This is a genomic window from Amycolatopsis rhabdoformis (genome assembly GCF_035918295.1).
GTDB classification, from domain to species: Bacteria; Actinomycetota; Actinomycetes; order Mycobacteriales; family Pseudonocardiaceae; genus Amycolatopsis; species Amycolatopsis rhabdoformis.
In genome coordinates this window covers 6,842,372-6,856,477 of record NZ_CP142149.1, presented here as the reverse complement: position 1 = coordinate 6,856,477, position 14,106 = coordinate 6,842,372, and the positions used below count along the sequence as shown (strand labels likewise).

Below are 14,106 nucleotides of genomic sequence, written 5' to 3'. Positions count from 1 at the left end.
CGGACGGCTGAGGGTCAGGCCCGGTCGGCGCCGGCACCCGCCGGGACCTTCGGAAGGACGTCGGGTGCGGTCGTGTGCCGGATGTCGGCGCCCAGGTTCACCAGGTCCGCGACGAGGTCGCGGTAGCCCCGGGCGAGGTGGTGGTGGTTGCGCAGCGAGGTCCGGCCCGGTACCGCGAGCGCGGCGAGAAGCAGGACCGCGGCGGCGCGCAGATCGGTGGCGTAGAGGTCGTTGCCGGGCCGGTGCGGCGCACAGGGACCGTCGACGCGCAGGATCGTGCCGTCGACCGCCGTCCGCATGCCGAGCGCTGCCAGCTCCGGGACGAAGCCGAACCGGTGCTCCCACACGCCTTCGGTGATGTAGGTGGGGCCTTCCGCGTACGCCGCCAGCAGAGCCAAGAACGGCTGGCTGTCGCTGAACACGCCTCGCGACGCGGCGGTGAACTCGACGGGCCGCAATGGCTTCGTCAACGGGTGCACGGTCACCTCGTGGGTGTCGACGTCGACGCGGACTCCCATGCGGTCCAACAGATCGAACTCGGGTGCGAGCGCGCGGACCGCGCGGTCGATCCCCGGGCCGGTGATCCGCAGCGGTTCGTCCGCCAGCACGACGCCGGCACAGATCCAGGTGATCACCTCGATCAGGTCGGGGACCAGCGTGCGGTCGACGGGCCGGTTGAGCGACTCCGGACCGCGGCCGTGGATCACCCACGTTTCGGGCGTGGTGATCTCGATGTCGGCGCCGAGGTCGCGCAGCACCGTGACCAGATCGGTCACGTCGGGCTTGGGGTACGGGTGGTGCAGTGTGGTCGTCCCGTGCGTGACCGCACCCATGAGCAGCGCGGTTTTGACCGCACCGCCGTAACACGGGCCGCTCATGAGCGCCTTGTTGCGCGTGTAGTCGAGCATGTCGATGGTGCACGGCTTGAACCGATCCGCGGTGAGCTCCACGGAACCGTCCGCGGTGAGCCGGGTGGTGGCTCCGAACCTCTCCATCACGTCCAGGATGTGCTTCACGGGCCGCCCGCGGGGTCCTTCACCGATCCGACAGCCGCCGCTCGCGGGCAGCCGGGCCACGCCGTTGCGGGAGATGAGGGCGGGAAGCAGGTAGAGCGAGCCGTGGATCCGGCTCACGAGCTCGGCCGGCAGCTCGGCACCGTCCCAAGTGGACGCATCGAGGGTGAACGTCTCGGTCGGTCCGTCGTAGGACGCGGTCGCGCCCGAGGCCCGGAAGAGCTCGCCCAGCACCGTGGTTTCGACGATGTCCGGGCAGTTCCTGATGCGCACCGGCGCGCTCGCGGTGGCTGCCGCGGCCGCGGCGGTGACGAGGGAGTGCTTGAACCCGGACGTTCGGACGGATCCGGAGATCCGGTTGCCGCCGTGGATCTCGAGCAGCGGCTCGCCCGGCGAAGCGGATTCTCGTTGCTGTTCCTGCATGGTGGTTCCTCCTGCGCTGAGTGGTTGGCGGTGGGGCGAAGGGGTCAGATGGGGCGAAGTGGTCTGATGGGGCACTGCCGAGGTGGTCCGCTGCGGACGGGCCGGGGCCGGAATCGAGCGCAGCCACTGGCGCGCTTCCCTCGCGCTGGTCAGGTGAACGACGGTGAGGTCGGGGTGCAGGTCGAGAAAGGCGGCCGTCTCGGCCCGCCGGGTCGCGTGCTGGGACCAGGCCCAGCGCAACGGGTGGCGCGGGTTGCGCAGCATCGACCTCCAGGTCTCCCGGTTGCCGTGCCACAGCTGCCGGCCGGTGGCGGCCCGCGCCACCGACCGCCGCAGCACCCGGCTCATCACGGTTCGGCGGGGCAGGTCGAGCCACACGAACGTGTCGGCGCGGTCGCCGAGCAAGTCGCCGACCACCCAGTGGTACTGGGCGTCGCAGATCCACGACGGTGCCCGCGTGGCGCGCTCCACGTCACCCTCGAACTCCGCCCGGTGGGTCCACCCGGGCCCGTGGTAGAGCGCGTCCATTTCGATGTGCCGGATGCCGAGCGCGCCGGCGAGCGTCGCGGCCAAGGTCGTCTTGCCCGCACCGGAAATTCCGCCGACGACGATCCGCCGCATCGACCCCGGCTCCGGCGTCGCCACCGGCCGGGTCGGTCGCGTGAGGAACCCGACCGCCGGAACCGTCACCACGCAGGCGGCAGCCAGGCCGAGCCACAGGACGGTGTTGCCCTGCGACAGCAGTGCCGTCCCGGCCGCGGGCGCGGCTGCCCCCGCGATTCCCCACGACGTCTGGAAAGTCGCGCTGTAGCGACCTTCCAGACCCGCTGGGGCGGCGGCGTTCGCCATGGTGGTGACGACCGGGGCGAACAACGCGTCGCCGAGCGTGCCGACCAGGGCCGCGCAGAGCACGACGGCGGTCGTGGCCGGTCCCGCCCAGCCGGTGGCCGCCATGACGACGAACGAAAGTCCGAACAGGACGGTCGCCAACCGCAGTGCCCGCGGGGCGGAAATGCGCTGCGCGTAGGCGACCGCGGGCCGCCGGGCCACGGCCATCGACACGCAGGTGACGGCGACCACCACTCCGGGCACCCACGCCGGCTGCCTCAGCACCACGATGGCGACCACCGGGAGCATCGCGGCCAGGCAGTCGGAGATGAACGCCAGCGCGAGCGTGAGCAGACACAACCCCAGGAAGCCGGGATCGTCGCGGAGGTCGCGCCACCGCCACGCTCGCCTGTCCACTGAGGACCGGTCCCGCTGGGGGCGGACGTGCCGGCGCACCGTGAGCACCAGGACCATGGCCACCACGTAGGTGAGGCCGTTCACGTAGGCGACCAAGTGCAGGCCCGTTGCGCTGCCGATCAGCAACCCGCCGGCGGTCGCGCCGATCGCGCCGCCGAGCGCCCACCCGATGACCTTCAGCACGCTCGACGTGCTCAGCACACCGATGAGCGACTCGGCCGGGACCAACCGAGCCACGAGCGGGGTGCTGGCTGTCCAGAACAGCCGGTCCGCGGCCGCCGCTACGAAGGCGAGTACGCCGACCTCCCACGTGGCGGAGACGAAGGGGAACAGCGCGAACACCGCGGTGCGCACGGCGTAGCTCAGGGCGGCCGCGTGCGCCGGCCCCCACCGGTCCACGAGCAGGCCGTTCACCGGCCCCGCCAGGAGGCCGAGGAGCCCGCCGACCGTGAGGGCGACACCGACCTCGCCCAGGGAAAGGTGCTGCGCCTGGGTGAAGAAGATCAGCGCGACGGGCGTCCACAACCCGTTGCCCACGCAGTCGATGGTCATCGCCAGCAGGTAGGTGCGTTTTCCGGGCGTTTCCCGTCCCTGGCGCAGCCGGCTGATCACGGCGCCTCCGGTTCGCTGTCGGCGCGCTGGTACAGCGTGCCTTCACTCCAGATGCGGTCGGCCCCGCCCCAGGCCGCGGCGGAGGCGACGTCGCGGAAGAAGCCGCTGCTGCCGCACAGCACCGGGATGCCGCTGATGTGGTGGTAGGCGGTGAGGATCTCCGCCAGCACCTCGTTGTCGTCGACCGAAACGGTCTGCAGCCGGGCCGTTCCGTCAGGGCGGACGACGGCGGGGATCCGCCGGAGCCAGTCCTGGCGCACCGTGTGGTCGAACAGCCGGTACGGGTCCGGCGTGCCGGGGTCGAAGATCGCCGGGGCCTCGTCGACGACGCAGATCGGTGCGCCCGGCCGGAAGTGTTGCCGGTGCCCGAGGTCGTTCACCCGGTCCGCGAGCCGCGGTGCGGTCGCCGCGGCGAGAACGCTGCGCCCGCCCAGGGCACAGGGCCCCAGCTCGGCCCGGCCGTCCAGCACGACAACCGGTTCGCCGGTCTCGTGCAGGACCCGGGCCAGTTCCGCCGTCGTGCACGGTGCCGAAATCCAGCCCCGCGGCACCTCGGTGGTGGGCCGCAGTTCCGGGCCGCTTCGCACGGTCCACTCGATCGCTTCGATGCCGGTGTGGCGGATCATCCCGAGCGCCGCGGCGCCGATCGCCGAACCGGAGTCGTCGGGGAACGGCGGGACCCACATCCGATCGACCATCGGCGACTCGCGCAGTGCGCTGTTCCACTGGGCGTTCAGGGCACAGCTGCCCGCGAAGCAGAGGTTGAACGCCCCGGAGCCCTTCCACGCGGCGATGCGCTGGGTGAGCCGCTCGACGAGCAGGTCTTCGAGGAACCGGTGGACCGAGGCGAGTACGTCCTCGTCGGAGTGACCGGAGCCGGCCAGCCGGGTGCGCGTGACGTCGAAGAACCGGTGCAGGGCCGGCACCGACGGCTCGACCGCGCTGCCGAACCCACCAACCGAGCGGCGGTACCGCAGGGCGCGCTCCGAGCCACCGGCGAGCTCTTCGTCGAACACCTCGGACAGCAGCGTCACGATCGACTCGCGGACCTTGCCGGGAGCGAGGCACGCCAACCGTTCCTCGGGCACGGAGAAGTCGTCGACGCGATCGGACCGAAGCTCTCGGTGCAGCGGCCCGAAGTGGTGCACGGCGGTGGCGTAGGTGTGGCCGATGAGCCGGAACAAGTGTCCGCCGTTGTCCACCCCGTACTCCGGGTCCACCCAGTACAGCCGCGGGAACATGCCGTCGTCCCACACGAGGACGAACGCCGGCTCACGGCGTCGCGCGAACGGGCTGGTGCAATAGGCGGACAGCACGTGCCCGGCCGCGTGCGAGTAGCTCGTGTACCGCCGCCGCTCACCATCGAGGGTGACGACTTCGTCCACCGTCGGAACGAGCAGGTCGAACTCGGGGCCCGGCTCGCAGTGCGGGCCGACGACCACATCCGACGCCACCGCGCGGCCGCCGGTCCCGACGGTGCCGGGGACCGCGCCGTCGCCACCGTCGAGCACCCAGTCGTCGACGTCTTCGGGCCGGTAACCGAAGTCTGCCAGCACCGAGGTCACCACCCGCAGGTCCGGGATCGCGCTGCTTCGGGGATTGTCGGCCGCTTTCGCCGGCTCGACGCTGAACACGAGGCGACCGTCGTCCACCAAGGCGATGGCGCCGTCACGAGTGGGATTGAGTCCGCATGCGATCACGGTCGAGCGCCTCTTTCGTCGGGTGGGCGAGGGGTCCGAGGTCATCGGTCAGGCGGACCGGGAGGGTCAGGCACCGGGCGACCGCTTCGGCAACGTCTCCGGCGGCGAGTGCTTCGACCCCGTCGGGGAGGTGGTCGGGAGCACCGTCGAACTGCACGTGGGACAACAGGGCCCCGGGAGGGCCCGGCGCGATGCAGCTGACCCGGACGCCGGACCCCTCGAGATCGGCGCTCAAGCCGAGGTTCAGCCGCTGCACGAAGGTTCTCGTCGGGCCGCACCCGGTCGAGCCGGGAACCGGGTACTCGGCGGCGATCGAGCCGATGGTGACGACGTGCCCGTGCCCTTGCTCGACCAACCCGGGGACCACGGCCGCGGTGACGTTGAACAGACCACGGAGGTTCGGGTCGATCAGGTCGCGCCAATGCCGTGGATCAGCGCCGTGCAGCGGCCCGAAACCCCGGGACAGACCGGCGTTGTTCACCAGCGCGACCACCTCCGGGCAGTCCGCCGGCACGTTCTTCAGTGCGCGGTCCAGCGCCGCGCGATCACCCACGTCGACGGCGACCGGGATCACGCACCGGTCCGGGGTGTTCCTCGCGAGCCCGGCCGGCTGCGCACCGCGGCGGACGAGCGCGATCACCGTGAACCCCCGCTCGGCCAGGACTCGCGTCACCTGGGGGCCGAAGCCGGCCGAAGCGCCCGCCACCACCACCGCTCCGCGTTGGCCTCCCGCCTTGGTTTTCATCCCACCGAAGCCGTCCCGGCTCGGGCTCGGATCCGCGCGATCACGGGCGGACGAAGTGCACGAGCAAGGCCAGCCGGTCCACGGGACAGGTTTCGGCGACCGGCGGGACGCCGTGCCAAGACCGGTCCGAGCGGACGAGCACCACGGACGTTCCGGTGGTCGGCAGCACCCGCTTCGCGCAGTCGTTCATGTCGGCACTGCGGAGCAGGTGGAGATCGCCGCTCCAGTCCGCGTTCCAGCCGTCGTTGAAGTAGAAGAGGTGCGTCACCGCCTTGTCCGGGCGGTCGGTGTGCGGCTCGATCCAGCAACCCCGGGCGTACCGGGTCATCCGGGCCTCGACCTGGCACTGGTCCAGGTACACGTCGGTGAGCGCGGACACCGCCTCGCGGTAGGACTTCGAAACGACGTCCTCGACGAGCAGCTGCCAGCTCTCGGGGAGGGCGCGTACCTGGTCCTGGTCCACCACGCCCGCGGTGACGAGGTTGCGGTTGAACATCCGGTACTGCTTGTCGGACCGGGTCTCTTCAGTGCGCTCCGACTGCTCGAAGCCGACATCGCTGAATTCGCTGCGCAGGTTCTCGGCGATGTCGTCCGTGACGAACGAGCGGGGGATCACGGCGTGGTCGAACGGATCCTGCTCGAGCTGGGCCCGGCTGATGGTCTCGATGTCGACGAGGGGCATTTCATTTCCTCACAGGTGAAACGGGGGTAGGTGAAAGCGCTGGGCACGCAGTGGTCTCGCGGGTGCTCACGCCACCGCTCCGCGGTACCAGCCGCCCAGCGCGGCGACGACGCGGCGGACGACGGGCTGGTTCGCGACCGCGATGCGGACCGCGGCGGGAAGCCCCGGCGCGCCGGAGAGGTCCCGAACGACGATGCCCTGGTCCAGGAGGTGCCGGCTCGCGGATGCGGCGGCCGACGGGCTGGGGACGTCCCAGGTCACGAAGTTTCCGCCGCTGGGCCGGGCGCGCCAGCCGGGTACCGCTCGCTCGACCTCGGTCGCGAACCGCTCCCGCAGCTGTCGCACGTCGGCCCAGATCTTGGTGAACACGGCCTGTTCCCGCAGCGAACGCTGCAGCAGCGCGAGGGCGAGTGTGGAGACCGAGCCTTCCGGATCGAGATCGAACAGGTGGCGGGCGATCGCCGGGTGCGCGATCGTCACCGCGATCCGGGCGCCCGAAAGCCCGAAACACTTGGAGAACGTGTTCACGCGCACGACGTGGCGCAGACCGGCGAGCCCGCGCACGAGCTCTTCGCCGCCTTCGGTGAACGCCAAGTACGCGGTGTCCACGATCAGGAGACTTCCGTGCTCCGCCACGGCGGCGGCCAGCTCGGCCAGCTCGTCGGCGCCGTGCACCTGCCCGGTGAAGCTGTGCGGTGTGGTGACGACGACGAACGCCGGCGCTCCTCCGGACAGCCGCCGGGCGAGGTCACGGAGGTCGAACAGCCCGGTCTGGGGATTCGGGGCGACGGGGTCGAGGACACACCCCGAGATCGCCGCGAACTTCGCCCACCCGTCGAAGTTCGGCTGGTGGAGCACGATCCGCGACACCCGGGGGAACGCCCGGGTCAGCAGGTTCAACCCGGGATCGCTGCCCGCGGTGAGGACGAGGCAATCGTCGTCCACCCCGAACCGGTCGGCCAGCGTGCTGTAGACCGGTTGCAGGATGGGGTAGGTCAGCACGTCCTTCGAGTCGAACACCGCCAGGGTGGCCCGGTGCACCGCCGCGGCCCGGCTGTCGAGCAGTCCGCAGCTCTTGAGGTTGACTTCGTTCGGGACCCGGATGCGCCGGTTGCGGAACTGGCCGCTGCTTTCCTGGCGGAACGGGGAACTCACCCGCTCCCGCGTCGTCACGAGCGTCTCGTCGGTCATGCCGGACGCCGGGCCAGACCCACGGGGTGAGCGGGGATGTTCTCGAACACCTGCGTGACGTCCGGCTGCCTCCCGAAGATGATGTCGTAGGCACGAGCCAGCTCGTCGTCGGTCAACGTGTGGGTGTCCGGCACGAACAATTGCCGGTTGAACGCGGCCATCTCGTGGTCGAGGAGGTCGGAGCGGGCGTCTTCCCAGGGGGCGTACACGGTCGGCCGGGCGCGCCCGCCGCGTTCCCGGACGGCTTCGATCGTCGCCTCGACCCCCTCGATCGTGGTGCCGGGCAACCCGACGATGACGAAGCAGTTCAGCTCGATGCCCGACTCCGCGCACCAGGCCGAAAGCCGGTCGAGGTCCATGGTGGACTTCTGTTTCGCCCTGGGCAGCGACGAGCTGCCCTCGGGGTCGAGCGTTTCCAGCCCGACGCTGATGCGGATGCAACCGGCCGCACCCATTTTCCGGATCAGGTCCTCGCTGAGGTGGTGGATCGTCGTCGCGCACTTCCACGGGTACGGAGACCCGCGGCTGATCAGCTCCCGACAGAGCTCGTCCATCCACTTCTTGTCCAAAGTGAACGTCGGCGCGTAGAACGCCACGTACTCGAACGGTGCCGCGTCGAACGACTCCTCGATGTACCGGATCGTCCGCTCGACCGTGAGCCGCCGTTCCTGCTTGGTGAAGATGAGCGGCACCTCGCAGTAGGAGCAGCCGATCGGGCACCCGCGAGCCGCGGGCACGACCAGCTCGCGCCGGCGCGGAATGCCGCAGAACTTGTTGGCGTCGTCCAAGTAGAGAACGTCGTAGAGCGCGTGGGGAATCTCGCTGGGCGTGGGCAGGTACCAGTCTTCGGCCGGGAGCAGGTCACCCCGGCGAGCCGGCGCGACCCAGGCGCCGTTGCGCCGAAGGTGCACCCCCGCGGCTTCGGTCGTACGGTCGGCGAAGGCCGTGATCGCGGCGGTGACACCGGCCTCGAAGTCACCGTTCTCCACGATCGCGTCGATGTCGAAGCGTTCGAAGTAATGGGGGTTGACCCCCGACAGCCTGCCGAACGTGACGATCGAGGTGGTCGGGATCAACGCCTTGGCGTAGGCGACGAACCGGCGGAACCCGTCGATGCCGTCGAACTCGTTCATCACGGCGATCACGTCGTACTGCTCTCGGAAGAGCTTGTTGCCGATGTCTTTCCAGGTCAGGCGCTCCACACTGGCGTCGATCGCGGTCACGTGCGCGCCGGGGTAGGTGGCGCGCAGGTGACCGGCGACCTGGTAGAGAGCGAGGTGGTGTCCCGCGTTGAAGTAGCTGAGCACCTGCGGCGGCCAGATCACCAGGATCTTTTCGGGCTGGTCCGAGGTCGTTGCCATGGGTGGTCCTTTCGGTGCCAGCACCGCGGGTGCCGGGCGCTGGAAAGTCAGTTCTGCGGCCGGTACGCGGAGCCGGCGAGCTCGGTGGTCAGCCAGTACTCGATCTGGACCGTGATGCGCTCGGTCCCCTCCGGGTGCTCGATCTTCGAGACCGCGTGCCACGACTTGTCGGTGGGAGGGAAGGCGAGCAGCTGACCGCCGACGGGGCTGATCTCCTCCGCCGGGCCCGAGCGCGGCGATTCGAAGATCTGGAACTGGCCACCGGCCTCGATCGGCCAGTCGCGGTTCAGGTAGAGGATCACGGTGATCGCTTTGGTCGGCTTGTCCTTGTGGACCGACAGGTAATCGCCGTTGCGGTGGGTGTAGAGGCCGATGCTGCGCTGCAGGCCGGCCAGCTTGATCCCGGTGGCCTCTTCCAGCCACGTGGTGAATTCCGCGCCGCGCAGGTCTTCCACGAGGTCGCGCCAGATGGCCGGCAGGTGCGGGAACACGGGGGCGTCCTCCTCGAGGACGACGAGGTCCACGAGGTTCATCCGGTACTGCTTTTCGTGGCGCGGGTCTTCGACCGCGATCTCCGCGATGTCGGCGGTCGGCATGGTGGAGACCAACTGCTCGAGTTGATCGCCACCGAGCAGGTCGCGGCCGCGGAAGAGCTGGAACGGCCGAGTGCGTTCCTCCAGAGCTGAATCGAGCGTCAGCACCACGGTGCCTCCTTGGGGTCGAGTCGGGATTCCTGCGACGGCCGAAGGCCAGGAATCGATCTGACCCCTAGCGTGGAGGCGAGCCCCTGCCGAGGCCTTGCCGTCCGGCCGTCGCGGATCGGCAAGGTCTTCGCAAACCGGTGCGCCATCACACGGCAAGTGAGCCGACAACACTGGCGGGGCCCTGAACTGTGTCCGCGAACGGACGGTGGGAAGACGCGCTCTTGATCAACCCGGACGTCCGGTTCGAAACCGCTTGCGCCGCCGCAAGGTTGCCGGCGGCGACTGGTCAGCGCGACGACAAGCCGTCGGCAGGGTCGTGGGCACAAGCTGGTTCTCGTTCGGAACCGGACGGTCGAGGTGAAGCGAACTCCCGTCACCGGTTCACCTCCACCGCCGGAAGAGGCCGACCCGGCCCCGACCGACTCGACCGCTGGGGAGCGGATCCGATGAGCGAGATGCTCGACCACGAAGTTCCGTCGTTCCCGATGGCCCGCGAGTGCCCCATGCGTCCGCCGGCCGAGTACCGGGAGATCCGTAAGCAGGAGCCGGTCAGCCGGGTGCGGATGCCCGATGGCCAACCGGCCTGGCTGGTCGCCAACCACGAGCTGGCCCGCAAGCTGCTCGCCGACCCGCGGGTCAGTTCCGACCGCCGGCACCCGGCGTTCCCGGGGAGGATGACGCCCGAGCAGCGCACGGCGGGCGAGCGCGTCCGTCGGCTCAACACGCGCCGGTCCATGATTTTCCTGGACCCGCCCGATCATGGGAACCACCGCAGGATGCTGGTCAGCGAATTCTCGTTGCGCCGGATCGCCGCGCTGCGCCCACGCGTGCAGGAGATCGTCGACCGGAGCATCGACAACTTGCTGGCCGCACCGCATCCGGCCGACCTGGTGGAGCACGTGTCGCTGGCGGTGCCGTCGTTGGTGATCTGCGAGCTGCTGGGTGTGCCCTACGAGCAGCGGGACAGCTTCCACGAGTGGGCGCGCAAACTGGTGGACCGGACCATTTCGGTGCAGGAGCGCACCGCGGCCTCCGAGGCGATCAACCACCTTCTGGAGACCCTGGTCATCGAGAAGGAGCAGAGCGCTGCCACCGACGACTTGATCGGCCGTCTCATCGCGCGCAACCGGGAGACTCCGGTGCTGACGCGTGACGAGATCGTCGGCACCGCGGTCCTGCTGCTGATCGCCGGGCACCAGAGCACCGCGAACATGATCTCGCTGGGTGTGGTGGCGCTGCTGGAAAACCCGGAGCAGAAGGCTCAGGTCATGGCCGACCCGTCGCTGCTGCCCTCGGCGACCGACGAGATGCTGCGCTACTTCAGCATCGGGGAGAACTTGATCGCGCGGGTGGCCGCCGAGGACATCGAGCTCGGCGGTGTGACCATTCGCAAGGACGAGGGAATCGTCGTGTCCGGCCTGGCCGCCGACTGGGACGACGAGGTCTTCGCGAACCCGGAGCGGCTGGACTTCCACCGCGACTCGCGCCACCACATCGCCTTCGGCTACGGCATGCACCAGTGCCTCGGCCAGAACCTGGCCCGGGTGGAACTCGAGATCGTCTTCGAGACGTTGTTCCGGCGGCTGCCGAACTTGTCGCTGGCCGTACCGGCCGACGAGTTGCCGTACAAGAACGACGCCGCGATCTTCGGTATCTACCAGGTGCCGGTGAATTTCTGAGGGAAGCGGCACCACCGACATTCGGACGCGTGCCGGTCGCCTATGCCTTGTTGTAGTAGGTCAGGCCGATCCAGTTGCGGACCAGGCCACGATGAGGTGCGACCGGCACGATGCCGTGCCACGTCGTCGGCGAGGGCGAGTAGACGAAACAGGTGCCGCCCAGCGGCGGAACGCGGACAACGGGTTCGCCGACGTCGCTCGGCCCCGACCACAACGCCATGTCGCCTCGCCCGTCGCTCGGCCAGTCGGGGTTGAGACTGATCGAGATCGACAACCGCTTGTCCAGCTTGCCGGTGCCGACGTCCTGGAAATCACCGTCGGTGTGGGTGTAGATCCCGCAGGTCCGATGCGTGTAGTGCTCGGTGAACCCGGCTGAGGCGCGCAGCCATTCGTCGAAGCGCTCGGACAGCACATCCGCGATGAGTTCTTGCCACGGCGGCGAAAACTCGTCGAAGCGAGGTCGCAAGCCGGTCGACTCGTCGAAGATTTCCAGCGCGTAGAGCCGGTAGCGGCGCCGCGCGGGTCCGGTCGACCGGTCAGCTCGCACGTACCGGTCCAGCGCGGGCCGTGTGTCCCGCAAGTCCTGGACCTGGCCGGGAGTGAGCAGACCGGACCCGCGCAGGTGCCGGAACGGCTGCTCGGCGGCGGTCAGTTGAACCTCGAAATCGATCACGTCACACCCCTGGTTGCCAACGTCGGGTCAGAACACTTTCTCGGAGGAAGACGACGACGCGCTGGATCTTGCCGGTCAGCTGAGCCGCCGCGCCGGCGAGCTCGCCAGTTCCCGGTCGTACCGACGTTCGTTGTAGCTGAGCATGTCCACGAGACCTCGGGCCGTGAGCCGTTGCCGGTCCGCGGCGATGCCGGTTGCCCGGGGGATCGGCACCCCGCCGGGATCGACCCAGGTCAGCCAGCCGCGGCCGTCGATCCGAGCCCGGCAGCGGTTCGCGTTGTCCTGGTGCAGGCAGAACGGAACGTCGAGGTGTCCGAGCTCGAACGCGCGGATGAGCGCTGATCCCACGTCGCGGCCCAAAGCCAGAGTGTGCCTGATGATCGCCTGAGCCTCTTCATAGATTCCGGAATCCGGGACCACGGCCGGCTCAGCGGCCAGCTCTTGCTCGGCTACGGAGGCAGCGAATTCCAGGGCGTGAACGTTCTCCGCGATCGACGGGATTCGGATGGCTTCCGCCGCGGTCTTGACGATCAGCCGCTCGGTGCCGGACTGGGCGGCGAGCCTCGCGCTGGTCTCCAGCAGCCCGTACGCGCCTCGCCGAGTGCGTGGATAAACACCCATGTAGGTGTACAGGACGGAATGCCAGTGGGTGTCTCCGAGCCAGTCGGCCGCCAGTGCGCGCAGGGCGGAAATCGCCTCGATGTCCTGCTGCGGATGAGTTTGCTGAGCGTAGCTGACGGAAATGTCACGCAGTCCGTGTTCCCGGAAGAAGAGTCCTTCCAGGACGCTCAACGCGATGAGCAGGCTCGGCGGGCACAGCTGTCCCAGCATGCATCCGCCGAAGCTCTCCAGGTGCACCGGTTCACGGGACCGCGCAAGCAGTTCACAGCATTCCGCCCACGCGGTGACCGCTTGCGACAGCGGAACGCGGCTGTAGGGCAGGCAGTAGGAGACAGGACCGCCTTCGGTGGCGTCCACGCCGGCTGCCATCAACCCTTCGAACAGTTCCCCGGGCAAGGCCGAGCCATGTCTTACCTGCACCGGAAAATCGTCACCCGCGATTCCGGCGAGCATCTGGCGCGTCACCGCCGCACCGTGGGTCACCAGTGGAAAACCGTTCAGGTCCTCGCCCTTCTTGAGGGCCAGCTGTGCTGAGGAGTAGTCGTTCACCCGGGTAAAGCTGTCCACGGTGATGGTGCCGACCGTGGTTGCCCCGACTTCGCTGACCGCTTCGAGCCCCGCACGCATCTGTTCGACCGTGCCGAACCCCATTCGCGGCTGGACAACCAGTCGCTTTTCCTTCGCAGCTTGCCGGATGAAGCGGGTGAAGCGTCCGGGGCCGGGCGCGGGTTCCATCTAACTGCTCCGGGTTTTCGAGAGGAGAGCCGGCGCCGACGAGGTCAGCCCGAGGTAATCGACGAACCGGTCGAGTCCGACGTCCGCCTCGAAGACCGAATCGAAGCCGTTCTCGAGCAGCTCTTCGACGAACCCCGTACTTCGAGCGCCGTGCACGCCCAGCTTGCCGCCGATGACGACCTTCAGGGTGGCCAGCTCTGGACTCTGGCGGATCTTCCTGATCAGGCGCAGGCCGTCGAGGTGGCCGTGCCCGTTCACCGTGCTGATCACCAGTGCATCCGGCCGGACTCGGCTGCATTCGGAGATGATGAGCTCGTCCGGAGTGCACGCCCCCAGGTTCACGACCTGCCCGCCGTGTTCTTCGAGCAGGAGCTGGAGAAAAACGAGGTTCCACGTGTGAGCGTCCGAGGACACGCTGGTCACGATGAATTGCCCACTGGCGTTCCTGGGATGTATGTCAGTCACGGTCACTTCGTCTCGATGAGGGTGGCGATGTAATCCGCCGTGGCGCCCACGGTCTTGAGGTTGGCCAGCTCGTCGTCGGGGATCTTCACGCCGAACTTGTCCTCGGCCCGGACCGCGACGTCGACCATGGCCAGTGAGTCGATGTCGAGGTCATCCGTGAAGTACTTCTCGGCGGTCACCTCGGAGGTGTCGACCCGGGCGATGGCCGCGACGATTTCGACGAGGCCGGCGAGCACGGTTTCGTTGGTCATGAGATT

The 14,106-nt window shown here is 69.0% G+C and carries 12 protein-coding genes; 1 reads left to right on the top strand and 11 read right to left on the bottom strand.

What is annotated here, in order from left to right; genetic code table 11:
- Positions 1-14 precede the first annotated feature (14 nt).
- The 7 genes from VSH64_RS31520 to VSH64_RS31490 form a co-directional block, all read right to left on the bottom strand.
- Entirely contained in the window at positions 15-3,293 is a 3,279-nt protein-coding gene (locus tag VSH64_RS31520; protein ID WP_326566385.1) for an MFS transporter, read from the bottom strand.
- Positions 3,290-4,945 (bottom strand): carbamoyltransferase N-terminal domain-containing protein, encoded by a 1,656-nt coding sequence (locus VSH64_RS31515; RefSeq protein WP_326566384.1) that lies wholly within the window; start codon positions 4,943-4,945, stop codon positions 3,290-3,292. The genes VSH64_RS31520 and VSH64_RS31515 overlap by 4 nt, the downstream gene beginning before the upstream one ends.
- A 16-nt stretch (positions 4,946-4,961) precedes the next feature.
- Positions 4,962-5,738, bottom strand: a complete 777-nt coding sequence (locus VSH64_RS31510) for an SDR family oxidoreductase (protein WP_326566383.1) — start codon at positions 5,736-5,738, stop codon at positions 4,962-4,964.
- 40 nt (positions 5,739-5,778) lie between these two features.
- Complete coding sequence (locus VSH64_RS31505; protein WP_326566382.1) at positions 5,779-6,420, bottom strand: 2OG-Fe(II) oxygenase; 642 nt, start codon at positions 6,418-6,420, stop codon at positions 5,779-5,781.
- 66 nt (positions 6,421-6,486) lie between these two features.
- Positions 6,487-7,611, bottom strand: a complete 1,125-nt coding sequence (locus VSH64_RS31500) for an aminotransferase class I/II-fold pyridoxal phosphate-dependent enzyme (protein WP_326566381.1) — start codon at positions 7,609-7,611, stop codon at positions 6,487-6,489.
- The gene (locus VSH64_RS31495) at positions 7,608-8,972 is read right to left on the bottom strand and encodes a B12-binding domain-containing radical SAM protein (protein ID WP_326566380.1); all 1,365 of its coding nucleotides are present in this window, start codon (positions 8,970-8,972) and stop codon (positions 7,608-7,610) included. Before VSH64_RS31495 ends, VSH64_RS31500 begins: the two co-directional genes overlap by 4 nt.
- A 47-nt stretch (positions 8,973-9,019) precedes the next feature.
- Positions 9,020-9,676, bottom strand: coding sequence for a 2OG-Fe(II) oxygenase (locus VSH64_RS31490; RefSeq protein ID WP_326566379.1), 657 nt, complete (start codon positions 9,674-9,676; stop codon positions 9,020-9,022).
- Between the two features lie 446 nt (positions 9,677-10,122).
- On the opposite strand from VSH64_RS31490, the gene VSH64_RS31485 reads away from it, so the two are divergent.
- Positions 10,123-11,355 carry a cytochrome P450 gene (locus VSH64_RS31485; RefSeq protein ID WP_326566378.1) on the top strand — a complete coding sequence of 411 codons (1,233 nt, stop codon included), beginning with the start codon at positions 10,123-10,125 and terminating at the stop codon, positions 11,353-11,355.
- Between the two features lie 40 nt (positions 11,356-11,395).
- Here the strand turns inward: VSH64_RS31485 and VSH64_RS31480 are convergent, their stop codons facing one another.
- The 4 genes from VSH64_RS31480 to VSH64_RS31465 form a co-directional block, all read right to left on the bottom strand.
- Positions 11,396-12,028 carry a 2OG-Fe(II) oxygenase gene (locus tag VSH64_RS31480; protein WP_326566377.1) on the bottom strand — a complete coding sequence of 211 codons (633 nt, stop codon included), beginning with the start codon at positions 12,026-12,028 and terminating at the stop codon, positions 11,396-11,398.
- A 75-nt stretch (positions 12,029-12,103) separates the two neighbouring features.
- Positions 12,104-13,384, bottom strand: coding sequence for a methylaspartate mutase (locus tag VSH64_RS31475; RefSeq protein WP_326566376.1), 1,281 nt, complete (start codon positions 13,382-13,384; stop codon positions 12,104-12,106).
- Positions 13,385-13,855 (bottom strand): cobalamin B12-binding domain-containing protein, encoded by a 471-nt coding sequence (locus VSH64_RS31470; RefSeq protein WP_326566375.1) that lies wholly within the window; start codon positions 13,853-13,855, stop codon positions 13,385-13,387.
- Positions 13,852-14,100 carry an acyl carrier protein gene (locus tag VSH64_RS31465; protein WP_326566374.1) on the bottom strand — a complete coding sequence of 83 codons (249 nt, stop codon included), beginning with the start codon at positions 14,098-14,100 and terminating at the stop codon, positions 13,852-13,854. Before VSH64_RS31465 ends, VSH64_RS31470 begins: the two co-directional genes overlap by 4 nt.
- Positions 14,101-14,106: the final 6 nt, after the last annotated feature.